Source organism: Corallococcus sp. AB030, assembly GCF_003668965.1.
Classification (GTDB): Bacteria; Myxococcota; Myxococcia; order Myxococcales; family Myxococcaceae; genus Corallococcus; species Corallococcus exiguus.
Genome location: NZ_RAWQ01000097.1, coordinates 1 through 19,300, shown reverse-complemented (window position 1 = coordinate 19,300; position 19,300 = coordinate 1). Strand labels below are relative to the sequence as shown.

At 69.2% G+C, this 19,300-nt stretch carries 18 protein-coding genes; 2 read left to right on the top strand and 16 right to left on the bottom strand.

The features are described 5' to 3' along the window. Position 1 precedes the first annotated feature (1 nt). On the top strand, positions 2-655 hold the full coding sequence (locus tag D7Y15_RS22650; RefSeq protein WP_120563381.1) for a hypothetical protein: 654 nt from the start codon (positions 2-4) through the stop codon (positions 653-655). A gap of 21 nt (positions 656-676) precedes the next feature. Here D7Y15_RS22650 and D7Y15_RS22645 read toward each other — a convergent pair whose 3' ends face one another. Further along, positions 677-1,192: an RNA polymerase sigma factor gene (locus tag D7Y15_RS22645; protein ID WP_120577238.1), complete on the bottom strand. Its 516-nt coding sequence runs from the start codon at positions 1,190-1,192 to the stop codon at positions 677-679. Positions 1,193-1,354: 162 nt separating this feature from the next. On the opposite strand from D7Y15_RS22645, the gene D7Y15_RS22640 reads away from it, so the two are divergent. Next, entirely contained in the window at positions 1,355-3,304 is a 1,950-nt protein-coding gene (locus tag D7Y15_RS22640) for an APC family permease (protein WP_120577237.1), read from the top strand. A 19-nt stretch (positions 3,305-3,323) separates the two neighbouring features. On the opposite strand, the gene D7Y15_RS22635 is transcribed toward D7Y15_RS22640, so the two are convergent. The 15 genes from D7Y15_RS22635 to gspC all read right to left on the bottom strand — a co-directional run. Then, entirely contained in the window at positions 3,324-4,955 is a 1,632-nt protein-coding gene (locus D7Y15_RS22635) for a sigma 54-interacting transcriptional regulator (RefSeq protein ID WP_120577236.1), read from the bottom strand. 151 nt (positions 4,956-5,106) lie between these two features. After that, complete coding sequence (gene gspN, locus D7Y15_RS22630) at positions 5,107-6,087, bottom strand: type II secretion system protein GspN (RefSeq protein WP_121753876.1); 981 nt, start codon at positions 6,085-6,087, stop codon at positions 5,107-5,109. A 3-nt stretch (positions 6,088-6,090) separates the two neighbouring features. Next, on the bottom strand, positions 6,091-6,648 hold the full coding sequence (gene gspM, locus D7Y15_RS22625) for a type II secretion system protein GspM (protein ID WP_120563376.1): 558 nt from the start codon (positions 6,646-6,648) through the stop codon (positions 6,091-6,093). Position 6,649: 1 nt separating this feature from the next. Then, a complete protein-coding gene (locus tag D7Y15_RS22620; RefSeq protein WP_121753875.1) occupies positions 6,650-8,257 on the bottom strand; it encodes a type II secretion system protein GspL in 1,608 nt (535 codons plus the stop codon). Position 8,258: 1 nt separating this feature from the next. Then, the gene (locus tag D7Y15_RS22615) at positions 8,259-9,683 is read right to left on the bottom strand and encodes a type II secretion system protein GspK (protein ID WP_120577233.1); all 1,425 of its coding nucleotides are present in this window, start codon (positions 9,681-9,683) and stop codon (positions 8,259-8,261) included. Beyond that, positions 9,683-10,357 (bottom strand): type II secretion system protein GspJ, encoded by a 675-nt coding sequence (locus D7Y15_RS22610; RefSeq protein WP_121753874.1) that lies wholly within the window; start codon positions 10,355-10,357, stop codon positions 9,683-9,685. The genes D7Y15_RS22615 and D7Y15_RS22610 overlap by 1 nt, the downstream gene beginning before the upstream one ends. After that, entirely contained in the window at positions 10,354-11,280 is a 927-nt protein-coding gene (locus D7Y15_RS22605; RefSeq protein ID WP_121753873.1) for a prepilin-type N-terminal cleavage/methylation domain-containing protein, read from the bottom strand. The genes D7Y15_RS22610 and D7Y15_RS22605 overlap by 4 nt, the downstream gene beginning before the upstream one ends. After that, positions 11,277-11,999 carry a Tfp pilus assembly protein FimT/FimU gene (locus D7Y15_RS22600; RefSeq protein ID WP_120577230.1) on the bottom strand — a complete coding sequence of 241 codons (723 nt, stop codon included), beginning with the start codon at positions 11,997-11,999 and terminating at the stop codon, positions 11,277-11,279. Before D7Y15_RS22600 ends, D7Y15_RS22605 begins: the two co-directional genes overlap by 4 nt. 8 nt (positions 12,000-12,007) lie before the next feature. Then, entirely contained in the window at positions 12,008-12,475 is a 468-nt protein-coding gene (locus tag D7Y15_RS22595) for a type II secretion system protein GspG (RefSeq protein WP_121753882.1), read from the bottom strand. A 58-nt stretch (positions 12,476-12,533) separates the two neighbouring features. Then, entirely contained in the window at positions 12,534-12,953 is a 420-nt protein-coding gene (gene gspG, locus D7Y15_RS22590; RefSeq protein WP_014398369.1) for a type II secretion system major pseudopilin GspG, read from the bottom strand. Between the two features lie 74 nt (positions 12,954-13,027). After that, positions 13,028-13,168, bottom strand: a complete 141-nt coding sequence (locus D7Y15_RS45305; protein WP_167548361.1) for a hypothetical protein — start codon at positions 13,166-13,168, stop codon at positions 13,028-13,030. Positions 13,169-13,185: 17 nt separating this feature from the next. Beyond that, the gene (gene gspF / locus D7Y15_RS22585; RefSeq protein WP_120577228.1) at positions 13,186-14,442 is read right to left on the bottom strand and encodes a type II secretion system inner membrane protein GspF; all 1,257 of its coding nucleotides are present in this window, start codon (positions 14,440-14,442) and stop codon (positions 13,186-13,188) included. A gap of 6 nt (positions 14,443-14,448) precedes the next feature. Next, positions 14,449-16,275, bottom strand: coding sequence for a type II secretion system ATPase GspE (gspE, locus tag D7Y15_RS22580; RefSeq protein WP_121753872.1), 1,827 nt, complete (start codon positions 16,273-16,275; stop codon positions 14,449-14,451). 5 nt (positions 16,276-16,280) lie between these two features. Then, positions 16,281-18,884 (bottom strand): type II secretion system secretin GspD, encoded by a 2,604-nt coding sequence (gene gspD / locus D7Y15_RS22575; RefSeq protein ID WP_121753871.1) that lies wholly within the window; start codon positions 18,882-18,884, stop codon positions 16,281-16,283. Between the two features lie 28 nt (positions 18,885-18,912). Beyond that, on the bottom strand, positions 18,913-19,300 hold a 388-nt coding region (gspC, locus tag D7Y15_RS22570; RefSeq protein ID WP_304988685.1), incomplete at its 5' end, for a type II secretion system protein GspC.

Sequence of the window (19,300 nt, the reverse complement as noted above, 5' to 3'; positions counted from 1 at the left end):
CATGTCGGACGCGGGGGACGGGACTCCAGCGCTGCCCACCTTCCGGCCGGATGAGCGGGTGTGTGGCAACTGCAAGCTCTGGAGCCCGCACTCCGTGGATCATCGTGGATGGGTAGGGCCGTGCCGCCTGCAGAACTCGCGCGGCATGTTCCCGCCCTCCGCGCCCATCTGTGACAAGTACGCGCCCCGGGGCTCCGCGGCCCCGGCGCCCGTGGTTTCGAGCACGCGAACCCGCGCCCCGCGCAGCGTGGCGCCCGTGGTGGTGCGCCACCGCGCGGATCCGCACGAAGTGGTGGACCTGGAAGGGCTGAACATGACGCGCGAAGAGCTGATGGACATCTTCCGGGAGGCGGCGGCCCTCAGTGATCCGCCGCTCGCCGGCAAGTGGGAGGGCGGCACGGTGCGGCTGGTGCCGGGCAACCCGGAGCTGCAGGCGAAGGACATGCCCATCGACGGCCTGTTCCACAAGGTCACGATGGTGCGCGACCGCATCCGCGTGCTGGAGCAGAAGCTCAACGCGCACCCCAAGCTCACGGACGCGGAGAAGGCGGAGATGCAGGGCTACATCACCCGCGTCTACGGCTCGCTCACCAGCTTCAACCTCCTCTTCAAGGAGAAGGGTGATCAGTTCGTGGGCAGCAAGGGCGACGAGTAACGGCGCCCGGGCTCGGGAGACTCAAGGCCGCTGGCCGCGCTCCTCCATCACGGTGAGGGCGCGCTGGCGGCCGCGGTGCAGGGCGCTCTTCACGGTGCCCTCGGGGATGCGCAGGAGCCGGGCGATTTCGGCGGAGCCCAGGCCGCGCACCTCGCGCAGGTAGAGCACCTGCCGCTGCTGGGGGTTCACCTCCTCCAGCGCTTCGTGGAAGTGCTGCTGCATCTGCGTGCCCATGGCGTGGGCCTCTGGCGACACGGCCTCCTGGGGCGCGTGCGTCAGCCGCTCCCGGCGCCTTCGCGCGCGCAGCCAGTTGATGCTGCTGTTGACCATCACCCGGTGCAGCCAGGTCGTCCACGTCGCCCGTCCATCCAGTCCCGGAGGCTGCCGCGACAGGCGCATGAAGACGTCCTGCACCACGTCCTCCGCGTCGTCGGTGTCCCCCACGATGCGCCGGGCAATGGCCAGCGCCCGGGGACGGTGAAGGGCGTACAAAGCATCCAGGGTGGGGAAGGGGAGGACGGCGGCGTGCGGGCCCATGGCGGACGGTCTCCTGTGTCTTCCCGTGAAACGAACGGGCCCGCGAAAGGGTCTATTGCCCTGGAGGGCATGCGACTCCGGGGCCGTGTTTTCGCCCGGACAGCCGGTGCGCACCTTCCGGGCATGGCTCAGCTGGCCCAGTACGGACGCAGGAGGCCGTTCATGCCCCGGCGCCGCGAGGGCAGCGGCATCATGGACCTGCTCCTGGGGCGCCCGCTCACCAGCGCCCAGGCGATGCAGGAGAAGACGGGCGTCCTCACCGGCGTGGCCCTGCTCGGGCTGGATGCGCTGTCCTCCACCGCGTACGGCCCGGAGGCCGCGCTCACCGTGCTGCGCCCGCTGGGGGCCTCGGGGTTGTGGCTGCTCTTCCCCATCACCGCCGCCATCGTCGGGCTCTTGATGATCGTCGCGAGCTCCTACGCGCAGACCATCGCCGCGTATCCCAGCGGTGGCGGCGCGTACACCGTGGCGAAGCAGAACCTGGGGCGGGGCGCGGGGCTGCTCGCGGCGACGGCGCTGATGCTGGACTACCTGCTCAACGTGGCGGTGGGCATCTCCGCCGGAACGGGCGCGCTGGTGTCCGCGTTCCCCGCCTTGCGGCCCCACACGCTGCCCATCACCCTGGGCATCCTGGCGCTGCTCACCCTGGTGAACCTGCGCGGCGTCAGCGAAGCGGGCGCCGTGTTCGTCGTGCCCACGTGGTTCTTCATCACCTCGTTGAGCGTGGTGCTGGCCGTGGGCCTCTTCAAGCTGGCCACCGGTGACGCGATGCCCGTGCAGCAGCCGCCGCCGCTGGCGGTGCCCACCGCGTCCCTGGGCGCGTGGCTGGTGATTCGCGCCTTCGCCAGCGGATGCACGGCGATGACGGGCGTGGAGGCCATCAGCAACGCCGTGCCCATCTTCCGCGACCCGTCCATCCGCCGGGCGCGCACCACGCTGGGCATCATCGTGGGCGTCCTGGTGACGATGCTGCTGGGCATCGCGCTCCTGTGCCGGGCGTACGGCGTGGGCGCCACGGACCCCGACGGCGCGAACTACCAGACGGTGCTGTCGCAGCTCATCGCGGCGGTGATGGGGCGCGGCGTCTTCTACTACGTGGCCATGGCCGCCATCCTCTGCGTGCTCGCGCTGTCCGCGAACACCAGCTACGCGGGCTTCCCGCTCGTCTGCCAGGTGCTGGCGCGCGAGCGCTACCTGCCGCCGGGCTTCGCCCACCGGGGCCGCAGGCTCGCCCTGTCGCGCGGCATCCTCACCCTGTCCACGCTCGCGGCCGTGCTGCTCATCGTGTGCAAGGGCATCACGGACCGGCTGATTCCCTTGTTCGCCATTGGCGCGCTGATGGCCTTCACCTTGTCCCAGGCCGGCATGGTGGTGCACTGGAGCCGGCACCGGGAGGATGAGGGCTGGCGGTGGCGCCGGGCCCTCAACGGCGCGGGAGCGGTGATGACGGCGCTCACGCTTTGCATCGTGGGCGTGTCCAAGTTCATGCACGGCGGCTGGGCCGCGTTCGTCCTCGTGCCCGTGGGCCTGCTGGTGCTGTCGCGCGTCCACGCCGCGTACGCGCGCACGCGGCAGGTGACGGAGCTGAAGCGGCCCGTGCTCCTCACGCCCGCGTCGCCGATTGTCGCCGTGGTGCCCGTGGACCGCTGGTCCCACGCGTCGGAGACGGCGCTGCGCTTCGCGCTGACGCTGAGCGATGACGTGCGCGCGGTGCACATCTGCAGCGGCGACACCGACGAGGCGGCGCTGGACGCCCAGTGGCAGCGCTTCGTCCAGGCGCCGCTCCAGGAGGCCGGGCGCAAACCCCCGCCGCTCGTGCACGTGGGGTCGCCGTACCGCGCGCTGGTGTGGCCGCTGATGGACTACCTGGACGCGCTGCTCGAGGAGGTGCCGGGCGGCACCGTGGCCATGGTGCTGCCGGAGCTGCTGGAGAAGCGCTGGTACCGGGCCATGCTCTACGGCCGCCGCTCGGAGCTGCTCCGCAGCGCGCTGCTGTTGTCCGGCGAGCGGCGCCTGGTGGTGGTCAGCGTGCCCTGGTACATGCGCACGCAAGCGCACCCGGCGCCGCACTCCGCCTGGGGCGACCCCGCCCACCCCGGAGACAGCGGGTAGGGCGGAAGCGCCTTCGACGTCACTCCTGCTCGTCCTGCTTCGTCAGGCCCCAGTCCTTCAGGCGCTTGAAGAGGGTGGAGCGCGCGAGGCCCAGCTCTCGCGCCACGCGCTCGCGGTTGTTGTTGAAGCGTCGCAGCGCGGTTTCGATGATCTGCCGCTCCAGCTTCTCCAGCATCTGCTCCAGCGTCATGCCCGGTGGAAGCTCCGGCACGGTGATGCCCGTCTCGCGGTTGACCTCCTGGTCGAAGGACAGGTCGCTCGCGTCGATGGACGGGCCCTTGCGCAACAGCAGCGCGCGGTGCACCACGTTGCGCAGCTCGCGGATGTTGCCCGGCCACGCGTGCTGCTGGAGCCGGTCCAACGCGGCCGGCGTGAAGCGCACCGTCTGTCCGCGCGGGGCGAACGCGCGCATGAAGTGCTCCGCCAGCGCCACCACGTCTCCCCGGCGGCTGCGCAGGGGCGGCAGGTGCAGGGGCACGACGCACAGGCGGTAGTAGAGGTCTTCGCGGAAGCGGCCCTCGCGCGCCGCCGCCAGCAGGTCGCGGTTGGTGGCCGCCACCACGCGCACGTCCACGTGCAGCGGGCGGCTGGCGCCCACGCGCTTGATTTCGCCGCTCTCCAGCGCGCGCAGCAGCTTCGCCTGGAGGTCCAGGGGCAGCTCGCCAATCTCGTCCAGGAACAGCGTGCCGCCGTCCGCCTCCTCGAAGGCGCCCTTGCGCGCGCCCACGGAGCCGGTGAACGCGCCCTTCTCGTGGCCGAACAGCTCGCTCTCGATCAGCTCCTTGGAGATGGCGGCGCAGTTGACCGGGATGAGCGGCCGGTTCGCGCGCGGCGAGCACGCATGCAGCGCGTTCGCCACCAGCTCCTTGCCCGTGCCGGACTCGCCCAGGATGGTGACGGCCGCGGTGGACGGCGCCACGCGCTGAATCAGGTCCGTGAGCTGCCGCACGGACGGGTCGTTCCCGAGGATGCCGTGGAAGGCCTGCGCCTCCTTCTTCGCCGCGGGCACGGTCTCCAGGATCAGCTCCGCCTCGCCCACGCGCAGCGTGGTGGGCAGCGTCACCTCCGCCTCGAAGAGGCGCACCGGCCCCAGCCAGGTGCCGTTGGTGGAGCGCAGGTCCACGACGTGGAAGACGCCTTCCCGGCGAGTCACCTTGAGGTGCCGGCCGGAGATGAACCGGTCCTGGAGCACCAGGTCGTTGCCTGCGTCCTTGCCCACCGTGAAGCTGTCGCCGGTGAGCCGGTGCACGGCTTCCGAGCCGCCCTGCTTCACGCGCAGCTGCGCGGCCTGCCAGCGCTGCGAGTCGCGGCCCTGCACGGCGGTGGCGCTGCCGGCCTCCGTGGCCGCGTCCGCGTCGTCGCTGGCGCCGTGCTGGCGGAACACCGCGCGCCACTGGCCCAGCTCGATGTCCGCGCCGTCCGGCAGGTCCGCGTGCTCCACCATCGCGCCCGCGACCTTCGTGCCCTTGCCGGACAGGTCCTCCACGCGGCACTTCTGGCCGTCCCACAGGAGGGCCACCTGCTGGCGGCTCACCTCTGGATCCGGAATGGCCACGTCGCTGGAGTCGCCCCGGCCGAGCACCACCCGCGCCCGGTCCACCGCCACCCGCAGCACTTCCTCGCCTCGACGGAAGAACACCAGCTCCGGCATTACGAACTCTCTCCCACGCCCGGACACCCCAGGGCCGCGCGCAGCGCTTTACACGGCGCGTGCGCGGGCATCAACCGGGGGCCAGGAAGGAGCCGGCGCCGGGTGGGGGAGGGCCGGAACCGACCCTGCCCGTCACCCCTCTGCATGCGACCTACCGCTTGGGACCGAAGCGGGGGCTGCTCACCATGCCGGTGAGCCGGCCGCCGCGCCAACCCGGGTTGTCCCGGTCCTGCGGCAGCATGTTCACCGCGAGCGCCAGGGGGCCCAGCCGCTGCTGGAAGGCCTGCTCGAACTTCAGCCGCACGTCGAGCCCCAGCTCGCTGTACTCCAGCCGGCGGCCCAGCTTCAGCGTGCCGGTGCCGGAGCCCTCCAGGTCCTCGCTCTTGAGGTTCAGGTCCCTCACCGTGCCCATGCCCTTGTCGAACTGGACGTCGCCCTTCAGCTCGCCCAGCACCACGCGCGGCAGCTCCATGGGCATGGCGGGCCCGCCGCCCATGGGGATGGCCGCCTTGCCGCCCTTGATGGTGAGCCCCTGGGTGTCCAGCGCCACCGTGCCGGACGCCTGGGACCAGTCCACCGGCTGGCCGCGAATCAGGGTCCCCGGCGCAGTGAGCGCGAGCTTCGCGTTGAGGGTGCCTTCCATGTCCACGCCCGTGTACGCCGGCAGGTTGCCGCCGCCGGCCTGCACGCCGTCCACGTCCACGTTCAGCGACGTGCTGCTCATGCCGCCCACGTGGATGTTCACCGTGCCGCCCATGCCCTTCATCTTCACCACCACGCCGACCGGGAAGAGGGACGGGCGCAGGGCCACGCTGTCGAAGATGAGCGGCTGGCCCAATTCGTCCGGACCCAGCCCGCCGGACTCGCCCCGCGCGAGCGCCGCCACGGACTCAGAACCCAGCGGCGTGGGCGGCTTGCTCAGGCGCACGTTGGTGGCGGTGACGCCGGACAGGCCGGGACGCAGGCTGTCGATGCGCACCGCCAGCCCGTGGGCCGCGGCCTCCGTCACCAGCCGCGAGCGGACCGCGTCGTACGGGAAGGTGAGCAGCAGGCAGAGGATGAACGCCACCACCGCGAAGGCGGTGTAGCCCAGGACGAGCTTCCAGCGGGCGATCTTGGATTCAGTGGCCATGGGCTATTGCTTCATCCGGTAGGTGGCGACGGTCGTCCACGCCGTCAGGGTGTCCGTGGCGGGCCGGGGCTCCACGCGCAGGTACTTCACCTTCACGATGCCCGGGCCCGTCTCCACCGTGCGCAGGAAGTCCGTCAGCTTGCGCAGGTCCACGTCCGTGAAGGTCAGCTCCACGGAGCTTTCGATGATCTTCCCGTCCCCCACGCCCACGTCGCCCTTGGGCGTCATGTTGGGAACGGTGAGGCCCGCGGCGGTGGCCTTGTCTTCAATGTACGTGATGAGCCGCACGTTGCTCTGGGTGAGCTGCTGCTCCACGTTCTGCCGGTCCGCCTGCGCCTGGCCGTAGCTGGTCGCCAGCGCCTGCACCTCCTGCAGCTTCGCCAGCTTGTCCTGCGTGCGCCGGCGGTAGCCCTGCGCGCTGTTGGCGAAGCTGAAGAGGGTGACGAAGAGCACGAACACCAGCACCGCGGAGCTGGCCAGCGCCACGAGCTTGCGCTCGCGGTCGGAGAGCCGCTCGAACCAGGTCTGGAGGGGCGCGAAGAGTTCTCGAAGCTTTCCCATGTCAGGTCTCTCCCGCCGGCGTCTCGCCGGGGCACTGCACCTGCACGTCCAGGCGGAAGGTCACCTTCTGCCCGTCACGCGTCTTCTCCACCTTGCCCTCCTTCACGTCCTTGAAGCAGCGGTGGCCCTTCAAGGCGGCGGAGAGCGTGTCGATCTGCTTGGAGCTGTCCGTCTCGCCCTGAAGCATGATGCGGTCCAGGTCCACCTGGATGCGGTCGAACTTCACCGGCACCTCCGGCGGGATGCGCTGGGTGACCTCCGCCAGCAGGTTCACCGCGGACATCGCGGGCAGCGCCGCGGCGGGGCTCTCCACGCCCTTGAGCATGTTCAGCGCGCGGTCGTAGTTCGTCTCGCAGGTGCCCAGGATGCGCTGGGTCGTCTTGCAGAGCACCGCGTCCACCTCCGCCTCGCGCCGCGCCAGGACGGTATTGCGCACGACGCCGAAGGCGATGAGCAGCAGCAGCAGCGTCACCGCGAAGGACGCCAGCAGGCCCAGCCGGTCCTTCACGTAGTCGTAGCCGCCCTTGAAGGCGAACTCACCCCGGCGCAGGTTGAAGCGCGGCGCCTTCACCCCGGCCGCGTTGCCGCGCATGGCCAGCGCGTACGCCTGCGCCGCGGACGGCGTCTCCTTGGGGCCAACCATCGCGGCCGCGTCCACCGGGAGCGCCAGCACGCGCACCGGCAGGTTCAGGTCCTTGGCCAGCTGCTCGGCCAGGCCCGGCATCCGCGCGGTGCCACCGCACAGCACCACCGCGGAGACCTGCTGGCGGGCGCGCGCGGCGTAGGCCTTGAAGGACGGGCGCAGCTCGCGCAGCACCGGCTGCAGGCCGCGCACGAAGGCGTTCGCGGCGCGCTCGGCGTCCGGCCCCTGTGCGGCGCTGGCCATGGCGCCGTGCGTTTCCTTCCACGCGTGGGCCTCCGGCAACGTCGTCTGGAACTCCGTGGCCAGGGCGCGCGTCAGGTCGCGCCCGCCGCCCGCGAAGGTGCGCGCGAACTCCACGCCCTTGCCCGGGTGGCCAATGGCCACCGCCGTGCGCTCGTGGCCGATGTCCACCACCGCCACCGGGCCGCTGTCACCCACGGCCTCGAAGAGGCCGGGCAGCTGGGTGAAGAGGTTCTGGTACGCGAGCGCCGGGTGGGTGATGACGCGAGGATCCACCTGGAGGCCGCTCAGCATCGCCAGCAGCGACTGGAGCTCCTCCTTCTTCACCACGCCCACCAGCAGGTCCGCGGCCTTCTCCTTGCCGCCGGTGTCCTTCTGGCCGACCACCTGGTAGTCGTAGACGACCTCCGAGATGTCGAACGGCAGCTGGCTGCCCACTTCGAAGGGCAGCGTCGCCTCCACGCGCTTGCTGTCGGAGAAGGGCAGGCTCACCGCGTGCGTGGTGAGGGACGGGCCGGGCAGGGCGATGACGACCTGGTCCACGTGCCCCTGCGGCATCTTCCCGAGCAACTCCTCCACCGCGGCGCGCAGCGTCTCCAAGCGCTCGCCTTCCTGCGCGCGGCGCACTTCCGCGTAGGCCTGGGTGGTGTTGCTTTTCGTCCCGGAGGTGAGGACCACCCCCTTCACGGAGTGGCTGCCCAGGTCCAGGCCAAGAATGCGGGCCATGCTATTCCTCTCTGTAATACACGAGCTTGCCCAGCCCGTCGTCCAGGCGGATGACGGCGGTGAGCGTCTTCTGGACGCTGCCCGCTTCTCCCACGGACTTGATGGTGAACGTCTTGCTCTTGTCGCTCAGGTAGCGGTTCCCCTGGACGTTGCCCTTGATGAGCGGGTTGACCGCGATGCCCGCCTGCTCCACCACGCCCAGGAAGTCCGACACCGACATGCCGAAGAAGTTGAACATGCGCGCGGCGCGGATGCGGCTGATGAGCTCGTTGAGGAACACCGGGTCCGTCAGGCGCGGGTCCGGGTGGTTGGGGTCCGCGGCGGACATGATGGCCAGCCCCAGCATGATGGGGTCGTCGGTGTTGATGTTCGGCTTGGAGTTGACGTTCGGGTACACCGTGAGCCGGTCGCGGAAGGCCGCCATGAAGCGGTCGTTGACGCCATGCACGCGGTACAGCTCGTCCAGGCTGTCGAAGCGCGCGTTCTTGACGTCATAGCGCGGTTCGTAGCGGCTGTACGGAGAACCCTCGTCCGCGAAGCCGTTGACGAAGGGGGTGTTGGTGTCACGGACGTTGAGGGTGGACTGGGTGGTGTCGTCGTCCGCCCAGTCCTTCAGCGCGATGACGGTGTCCATGGGCGTGGAGCGCACGTGGTTGGCGTCGTCCTGCTGCCAGAGGAACTCGAAGCGCTTGTCGGAGAACATGTCCAGCAGGCGCGCGGCGGTGGCCTGCATCTCCGCGCCGCCGGTGGCGTTGAGGCGCGTGACGTTGAGCTTCTCCTCTTCGTCGCTGATGGTCGCGAGGAAGCAGCCCTCGAAGCCGCCGAAGGACCTGCGCTGCATCTGCGCCGCCATCTGCGTGGCCGCGCCCGCGTTCTCCCCGTCCTCGCCCTCCATCTGGAAGTTGGAGTCCGCCTGCAGGGGCTCCGTCTCAATGGGGCGGCCGCTCGCGTCCTCCGCGCCGTCGCTCTTCACCAGGCCCTTGAGCATGTGGCAGTCCACCCGCGCCAGCTTCCAGAGCTGGAGGTTGAGCGACTGCGGCTGGAACGCGTTGGCGCCGCCCGCGCCGTTGGCGCCGCCGCCCGTGAGTGCGCCCAGGATGCTCGCGGGGTTGGGGATGGGCGTCTGGTCCACCTGCTTCTGGAAGCGCAGCAAGAGCCGCCCCAGCGACAGGCCGGAGCGGGCCATGTAGTAGGCGCGCACTTCGTCCCGCTGGTTGGCGGCGAGCTGCAGGTCCACGCGGCTGTTGTAGGCGAACTCCGTGGCCACCACCGTGAGCAGGGTGATGGACACGAGCGCGATGATGAGCGCCACACCGCGCGAGCGCCGGTGCTTGCGCTCCGCGGGCGAACGCGGCGCCGCCTGGGAGAGGGCCGTCCGCGCCTTGCCGCGCCGGCGGGACGCCTGCTGGAAGTAGGGGAAGGCCATCAGTTGAACCTCTCCAGGGTTGTGTTGAGCACGATGCGCGTCTGCGTGGTGTAGCGCGCCTCCTTGCCCGACTCATCCAGGGCGATGACGGTGATGCGCACGCGCGTGGGCAGGATGTCCTTTCGCTCCGTGCGCCGCGTATCCCATTCGTCGTCCCACTCCTTCTTGTCGGAATCCCAGTAGGCGAACTCCACGCCCTTGACGCCCTCGAAGAGGACGTCCGTGGCGCCGCCCCGGTCCATGCGGTCCCCCACGTTGGGGTCCACCCGCCGCTTCAGGTCCTGCCGCTGCCGGGCGCCGCGCTCGGAGGAGTTCTCCACGAAGTACTCCACCACCGCCTGGTCGGACTCCTTCACGTCCGTGTACAGGCGCTGGTGCGCGAACGTCGTGAAGGTCAGCTTTTCGCGCTCGCCAATGAAGTTGGTGGGCCGGTCGTTCTGGTCGCGGAAGCGGCGTGCGTCGTAGCGGTCGCTCACGAACGCGGAGCCGATCTCCCGCGCCATGCGGTTGAGCGACACGCGCACCATGCGGTAGCGCTCCGCCTCGCCCTCCACGACCTCCTTGGCGTTGATGCCCGTCTGGAAGGCCATGGCGACGACGGTGCCCATGAGGGCGGTGATGCCCACCGCGACCATGACCTCCATGAGGGTGAAGCCACGCATGCGCCGCTTCATCGGATGCTCCCTCCGCGAGGCAGGCTCGGCAGGTTCGGCATGCCACCCCGGCCGCCGAAGATGCCGCCCGGCGCGCGCGGGTTGATGCCGGTGTTTCCGGTGCCGCCCATGCTGCCGTTGAGCTGCTTGAGCTGTTCCGCCCGGTTGACCAGTGGCTCGCGCGTGTTCGGGTCCAGCATCTGCCCGTTGGGGCCGGGGATGGGGTTGTCCACCAGCTGTCCCGTGCGCGGGTTCACCCACTGGTTCTCCGCGCCCGCCGTGCTGCCCGCGTTGGGCGTGAAGCCGCCGTTGCGATCTCCGCCGGGCCCCAGGGACACGACGTGCGTCACCACGTCCACGCTCTCCACCTGGGTGCCTTCCTTCCAGTACACGGTGAGGTGCACCTCGCGGACGGACTTGGTGAGCTGGTCCACCATCTGCGTGAACATGGGCTGCGCCATGCTCATGGCGGACGCGCCCAGGGGGCTGGCGCCGGTGGTTCCGCCAGGAGGCGTGCCGCCCTTGCTGTCACCGCCGCCGCCACCGAAGAGGCTGGCCAGGCCGCCCAGCGGGTCGCCGGAGTCGCCGCCGCCCATGGGCAGGTTGAAGATGGCGCCGATGAGCTGGTCCGGCGTCACGCCGTCCGTCTTGGGCGCGATGATGCGGGCGCGCCACTTGAACTGGGGCCAGCCCTCGTCGGAGAAGTCGCCGGACTGCTCGTCGTCGTCCTGTTCGAAGCCGTCGTCGTAGAGCTTCTGCTCCAGGTCCGTCATCTTCGAGCGGGACAGGAGCGCCGCCACGGTGAGCCGCTTGGTGTAGACGTGGTTCGCCACCGCCCCGGAGTTGAGGTCGAAGATGGCCATCAGCGCGACGCTGAGGATGGCCATGGCCACCATCGTCTCCAGCAGGGTGAAGCCCCCGTGCCTTCGCGTTGGGGTCGTCATGAGCGGGGCACCTCCAGGGCCTCGGATGCGATGAACACCTTGCCCGTCAGGGGTGACACGTCCAGCGTCCAGGCGTTGTCACCCTGGCGCAGGAAGACCATGGCCTTCTCCGTGTAGCCCTGCGGGAAGAAGTAGAGATAGGCCACGCCGCTCTCCACCGGCTCGCGCTGCTGCCGCGTCCACACCGACACCGCCACGCCCGCCGGAAGCTGCTTGGGGGAGATCTCCTCCGCGGTGTACGCGGAGAAGGTGGACTGGGACTCGATGCGGTTCTTCTCCTCGTCCATCAGCTCCTGCGCGGACGGCTGCGAGCCCTCCGAGCGCGTGTAGTTCTTGCGCGAGTCCCCGCCGTTGTTGCCGGCCTTCCGGGCGCGCTCGCGGTCGCGCGCTTCGTCGCGGAGCGCCGAGTCCCGGTCGCGCGAGGTGGTGACGCCGCCCGCGGCGCATTCGGCGTGGTAGCGCGTGGCCTCTTCACGCTTCGGGTCGGGGATTTCGAACACCAGCCGGCACGTCTTGCCGCTGAGCGCCGCCGAGTCGTAGAGCGAGCGGATGACGCCCGCGAGCTCCGTGGCGCTGCCCTTCGCCTTCGCGCCGGTGATGGCGCCAATGCCAAGGGTCACCGCGGCGAACATCACCGCCGCGATGGCCAGCGCGATGGAGATCTCAATCAGCGTGAGGCCGCGCGGGGCGCGACGGCGGCGGGCGGGAGCAGGGGACATGGCCGGCTTCAAGGCTGCACCTCCTGTGCCACGATGCCGCCGCTGAAGAGGTCCGCGGCGTCGCCGGTGCCGCCGGGCTTGCCGTCCGAGCCCAGCGACAGCACGGCGCCCGACTTGCCCTCCATGCGGTAGACGTACGGGTGGCCCCACGGGTCGAGCGGCGTGCTGTCCAGCACCTTGGAGGCGATGAGCGGCGCGAAGCCTTCCGCCTGCGTGGGGAAGGAGCCCATCAGCCGGTGGTAGGCCTTGAAGAAGCCCTCCAGCCGGCGGATCTGCTCGCGCGCCTGGCGCTGGGTGGGCGTGAGCGAATTGTCCTCGGTGACCCACACCAGCGCGAACGCGAGCAGGGTGGCGAGAGCGAAGACGCCCAGTAGCAGCAGGCGGCCCGTCCGCTGCGAGCGGGCGCGGGCCTGACCGCTGGAAACGGCTCGCGCCTCGCGCGCGGACGTCGGGGAGGAAGTGTGCTCGGGAGTCATCACGGGCATTCCTACGACAACACGCGGGAGGCGCGGCTTTGCTTCAGGAAAACGCCCGTTACTGCCGGGCGTTCTGGTCCTTGGAGGAGATGTCGGCGTCGGAGCCCTCGCCGCCCGGGTTGCCGTCGGCGCCGTAGCTGGTGATGACCGGCTTGCCGCCCTCGTTCATGTACACGTACTCGCGGCCCCAGGGGTCCAGCGGCATGCGCTCCAGGTTGTTGGTGTCCACCAGCGCCTTGAGGCCCGTGGCGGTGTCCGGGTAGGAGCCCTTCTTCGTGTAGTAGAGCTTCATCGCGCTCTGGATGTTGCGGATGTCCAGCTTCGCGGTGTCCTGCTTGGCCTCTTCCAGCTTCGGGATGACGGCCACGCCCACCGCCGCCGCGATGAGCCCGAGGATGGTGATGACCACCATGATCTCGATGAGGGTCATGCCGCGGTTCTTGCGGCGCTGCTGCTTCTTCGCGTTCGTCGTCGTCATGTCGTCCTCACCTTCGGGTGACTTTCTGGCAAGCCACCGCGCAATGGGTGTGTCGGGATGTCAGAGGCGTTGATTCAGGGCGTGCCCGCGCTGGAGGCGGCGGGCGGGTCGCGGTGGACGTAGAGGGTGGCCCCCACCGTCGCCAGCGTGGCGGCCAGGGCCAGGAGCCCCGTCAGCGTGGCGCGCTGGATCCACCGGTCGAGCGTGTCGTTCATCGCGAGGCTCCCTCCACCTAATGGATGGCCGTGTTCACCTGCAGAATCGGCATCAGGATGGAGAGCGCTACGAATGCAATCATCACGCCCATCACCACGATGAGCATGGGCTCCAGGAGGCTGGTGAGCGCGCCGATGCGCACGTTCACCTGCGTCTCATAGGAGTCCGCCACCGACAGCAGCATGTCCTCCAGCTGCCCTGATTTCTCACCGATGGCGACCATGTGGTACACGAGCGGCGGGAACTGGCCGGACCGCTTGAGGGGCGTGGCGATGCTTTCGCCCTCGCGGATGGACTCGCGGGCGTTCTCCACCGCGTCCGCCAGCACCGAGTTCGTCATCACCGCCTTGACGATGTCCAGCGCGGCCAGCATGGGCACGCCGCTCTTGAGCAGCGTGGACAGCGTGCGCGCGAAGCGGGAGATGGCCAGCAGGCGCACCAGGCTGCCGAAGATGGGCGCCTTGAGCGTGAAGCGGTCCCACTTGGGCTTGCCCTTGGGGCTCTTCGTCCAGCGCATGAAGAAGATGAAGCCCGCCACCATGGCCGGAATCACCAGGAACCACCACGCCTGCATGAAGTTGGACGCGGCGATGAGGATGCGCGTGTTCAGGGGCAGGGTGGCCTTCATCGTCTCGAAGATCTTCGTGACCTTCGGGACGACGAACACCATCAGCAGCACCAGGATGCCGCCGCCCACCAGCATCATGATGGCGGGGTAGAGCATGGTGCCGAGGATCTTCTGCTGCAGCTTGGCCTGGTTCTCCGTGAAGTCCGCCAGGCGCAGCAGCACGGTGTCCAGCGCGCCGGAGGCCTCACCCGCGCGCACCATGTTGATGTAGATGCTGGGGAAGATTTTCGGGTGCTGGCTGAACGCGTCGGCCAGGGACGAGCCTTCGTTCACGCGCTGCTTGATGTCGGAGAGGGCGCGCTTGAGGCGCTCCTTCTCCGCCTGGTCCACCAGCGCGTTGAGCGAGTCCACGATGGTGACGCCCGCGCCCAGCAGGGTCGCGAGCTGGCGGGTGAGGATGGCGACGTCCTCGGTGCTGACCCGGCCGCTGGCCAGCTTGCGCAGGTCCACGTCGCGCGCCACGAGCGACGCGTTGGCGCCCTTGGACACGCCCGCGCGGCTTCCCTCCGCCTGCCCGAGCACGTCGGTCAGGAAGATGCCGTCGGCGCGCAGCTTGGAGCGCAGCGTCTTGGGTGAGTCCGCCTCCAGCAAGCCCTTCTTCTGCTTGCCGTGGGAGTCGAGGCCTCTGTATTCGAAGACGGGCATGGCGGACTAGATGTCCTCCTGCGTGATGCTCAGCACTTCGGCGATGGTCGTCTCGCCCAGGGCGATCTTCCGCACGCCGTCGTCCAGCAGCGTCGTCATGCCCTTGGCCAGGGCGGACTTCTTGATGGTGGACGCGTCCACGTTCTTGAGCACCAGCTGGCGCACGTCGTCGTCCACGAAGAGGAACTCGTAGATGCCGGAGCGGCCGCGGTAGCCGTTGCGGTTGCAGGAGGGGCAACCCGTCGCGCGGTAGATGCGGTCCGTGTTGAACTTCGCCTTGAAGCTGGCGAGCGTGAAGCCCAGCTCCTTCAGGTCCTCGTCCGTGGGCGTGTAGGCCTGCCGGCAGTCCGGGCACACGCGGCGCACGAGGCGCTGGGCGAGGATGCCGGTGAGCGACGACGCCACGAGGAAGGGCTGCACGCCCATGTCCACGAGTCGCGTCACGGCGCCGGCCGCGTCATTGGTGTGCACCGTGGAGAGCACCAGGTGGCCCGTGAGGGACGCCTGGATGGCGATCTCCGCCGTCTCCTTGTCGCGGATTTCACCGACCATGATGACGTCGGGGTCCTGGCGGAGGAAGGAGCGCAGGCCCTGCGCGAACGTGAGGCCAATCTTCGGGGCGATGGCCATCTGGCCAATGCCCTTGAGCTGGTACTCGACCGGGTCCTCGACGGTGAGGATGTTGAGGTCGGAGGTGTTGATCTTGGAGAGCGCGCCGTAGAGCGTGGTCGTCTTGCCGGAGCCCGTGGGGCCCGTCACCAGGACGATGCCGTGCGAGCGCTTGATGACGGCCTGCATGTTGCCCAGCACCTGCGGGCTCATGCCGATCTCCGCCAGGTCCAGCAGCGTCGCCGTCTTGTCGAGCAGACGCATGACGATGCGCTCGCCGAAGGACGTGGGCGTGGTGGACAGACGGATGTCGATGTCGCGGCCCGCGAGCTTGATGCGGATGCGGCCGTCCTGCGGCAGTCGCTTCTCCGCGATGTTGAGCTGCCCCATCACCTTCACGCGCGCGATGATGGAGTTCTGGTAGCGCTTGGGCGGCTTGATGACCTCCTGGAGCACGCCGTCGATGCGGAAGCGCACCAGGAGCTCGCGCTCCATGGGCTCGATGTGGATGTCGCTCGCGCGCTCCTTGGCGGCGCGGAAGAGCACGGAGTTCACCAGCCGGATGACCGGGGCCTCGTCGTCCGCGTCCAGCAGGTCCTTGGGCTCCTCCAGCTCGTGCGCCAGCGAGTCCAGGTCCTCCGTGGTCTCCATCTCGTCCACGAGCGCTTCCGCCTCGTTGACGGAGCGGTCGTACACGCTGTTGATGGTGTCCACGATGGTGGAGGCGAGCGCGATGCGCGGCTGGATGCCCTGACCCAGCAGCAGGCGCGCGTGATCCAACGCCGTCGTGTCCAGCGGATCCGCCACCGCGAGCACCACTTCGTCGCCCTCCACGGAGAGCGGGAGCAGCTGCGTCTGGCGGGCGAAGTTGATGGGGATGCGCTTGACCAGGTCCGCGTCCACCTCCTCCGCGAAGATGCGCTGGAGGTAGGGCAGGTCCAACTGGTGGCCCAGGGCGCGAGCGACGTCCTCCTCGCTGACCGCCTTCATGCCCACCAGGATTTCACCCAGCCGCCCGCCCTTCTCCTGCTGGGTGGCGAGCGCCTCCTGAATCTTCTCCGGGGTGAGGGCGGGCACGAGCGCGCGGAGGATCTCTCCGATGGGCCGGCCACAGAGGTACGCGAGCCCATGGCCCACGACCTGGGTGGCGTCGTTGCGGCCGCCGGACACGTCGGGCGTCGCGGTGGAGCCTTGAGAGGTGGTGGTGTCGGCGGTCAGGTCCATGGCTGTTACTCCCCGTCTCCCGGCTGGATGCGCAGCCGCTCGGCGTCCGCGTCCGGGCTGGGCGCGATCACCTCGGGCTGTGGCGCGGGGACTGATCTCTCCGAACCTTCCGGAGGCGCCTCTAAATTTCGCGGTGCCTGGTCGCCCTCGGGGGCGGGTGCGGCACCTTCCTGCGGAGCAGGCGCTTCCCCGCCCGGCCGCGTGGGGGACGGCGCGCCGCTGGGAGCCGGGGAGCCAGCCGGGCGGATGACCCGCTCGTTGGTCGTGCCGTTGCCGCCATTCTCCACCCGCTGCTCTTCCTTGATGACGGACTGGTTCATGCGCGACAGGGGACCGGGCTTGCGGCTGAAGTCCACCGCGACGTCATAGCCGGGGACCTGGCCGTAGAACTGCTCCACGAACTGCTGCCGCTCCTTCATCTTGCGCTCGAAGATGCGACGGAAGTCGTCCTGGCCGCGGATGATGTAGGGCGTGAGGAAGAGCAGCAGGTTCGTCTTCGTCTTGCGGCGCGTGGTGTCGCGGAACAGGTGGCCCAGCAGGGGGATGTCACCCAGCACCGGCACCTTGGAGACGGACTCCAGCGTGCGGTCCTGCATGATGCCGCCAATCACCACCGTCTCCATGTCCTTGGCGATGACCGTCGTCTTCGCGCTGCGCTTGGACGTCGTGGGGCCGAGGACGGGGTCCGTCGAGGCGATCTCTTCCGTCTGCTCCGTGATGACGAGGCGGATGAAGTCGCTCTCGTTGATCTGCGGCTTGACGGTGAGCTTGAGCTCCACGTTCTGGCGCGTGATGGGCGCGTACAGCGACCCCAGGCCGCCCAGCGAACCCAGGAGCGAGGCCTGCACGCCGTTGGCGCCGGTACCCGTGCCGCCGAGCGAGCTGCCCAGCGCGGACGGGGTGAAGCCGGACTGGAAGGGCACGTTCTGGCCCACCGTGATTTCGGCCTCCTCGTTGTCGCTGGTGAGCAGGTGCGGCGTGGACAGCACGTTCACGTCGGACGACTGCTGCATGGCATTGAGCACCACGCCGAAGGCCGGGATGTCGATGCCCAGGTTCTTGAGCCCGGGCAGGACGGGGCCCTGGATGCCGGCGAGGAAGCCGCCCATGCCGGCCAGGTTCGCCAGGGAGAAGGACGGGGGCACGCCGCCGCCGGAGTAGTTGGTGCCCAGGATGCCGGGGATGGCGCCGTCATCCGTCTTGAGGCTGAAGCCCTGGTGGAAGTTGATGCCGAACTCGCTGTTGCGGTCCAGGTTCACTTCCATAATCACCGCCTCCACGAACACCTGGCGGCGCGGCTGATCCAGCTGCTGGATGATCTGGACGATGTTCTTGTAGTCCCCCTGGCTGGCGACGATGACCAGCGAGTTGGTGCCCTTGTCCGCGGAAATCTTCACCTCGCCGCTGAACAGCTCCGCGGCCTGGGCGGGCGCGCGCGGCAGGCCCTGCGGCACGTTGGGGATGGGGCCGCGCTGGGGGCGGTTGGCGGTGCCCTGCGCGAGCGACTGGAGCGTGCTGGCCAGCTCCTCCGAGTTGGCGTTCTCCAGCGGGTAGACGTTGATCTTGTTGCCGCTGCCGGACGGGATGTCCACCTCGCGCACCAGGTCCTGGATGCGGCCGAAGGCGGCGGGGCTGGCCACGATGATGAGCTTGTTGGTGCGCTCGTCCGGGATGATCTGCGACAGCGTGACGGCGCCGCCCGACTCCGTGCCGCCGGTGACGCCTTCCGCGCCGGGAGCAGGCTGGCCCGGCTGGCCCTGCGTGAAGTTGCCGGGGCGCTGGCCCGCGCGGCCGCCCGCGCCGGCCTTGGCTTCAAAGAGCTTCTGGATGGTGTTGGCCACGTCCTGCGCGGTGGCGTACTGCACCTGGATGATGCGCATCTCGTCGCTGGAAGAGCGGCTGTCCAGCTGATTGATCAGGCGCTCCAGGCGGTGGATGTTGGAGCCCACGTCGTTGATGATGATGGTGTCCGGCGGGTACGGGATGGTGTCGCCGTCCTTGGACACGAGCTGCTGGAGGACGCCGCGCAGCGGCTCCACCTCCACGTACTTGATCTTGAACAGCTTGGTGACCATCTGCTCGTTCGTCGTGTACGGGGTGTTCTCGTCCACGATGGTCGGGATGGGGTTCTGCTTCGCCGACCGCTTGTCGACGATCTTCAGGAAGCGGCCGTACGGGTAGACGGCCAGGCCGTTCGCGTCGAGCGCGGCGAGGAACGCGGAGTAGAACGAGTCCGCGTCCACCTCCACGCGGCCGTTCTCCGGACCGATGATGGAGATCTTCCCGCGCACGTTCTCCGGGAGGATGAACGTGCGGCAGGTGGCGTCCGACACGGTCTGGACGAGCTTCTCGATGTCCACCTTGTCGAAGTAGATGCCGTAGCGCGCGTTGCGACGGGCCTGCTCGCACGTGGGCGTCTGGCGGGGGCCCTGGTTCTCGGCGGGCGCGGCGCTGTTACCGCCCTGCGGGGTGATGGTCCGGTCGCGTTCACCCTGGGCCGCGGGAGCGGGGGGCGGGGTACCGGGCTGTGTAGGACGGCGCTGGGCCCACGCGGGAACGGAGAGCGCGAGGCACAGGCAGAGCATCCAGGACGGGAGCGTCGTCTTCATGGAGGAGCGGGCGCTTTGACGGGGGTGTTTAACGGACGTTGTAGGATTTGCGGATCGGCGCGCCGTTGCGCTCGATCTCGATCTCGATACGGGAGGAGTCCTTCAGCTTCGAGTAGATCTCCAGCGCCTTCTCGGGGCTGTTCATGTCGAAGCCGTTGATGCGGCGGATGACGTCACCGTTCTGGACGCCGATCTTCGAATAGATGCTGTCCGGGCGGATGGAGAACAGCTTGAAGCCCACCGCCTGGCCGTCCTTGAAGGCCGGCACGATGCGCGCCTGCATCGCCACGTCGTTGAGGTTGCTCAACGTCTTGTCGATTTCGGCCTTGGGGACTTCGTACTCGTTCTCACCCGTGGACTTGATGCCGTTGCCCAGATTGTTGGTCGGGGTGGCGGTGGGCTTCAAGCTGTTCTCC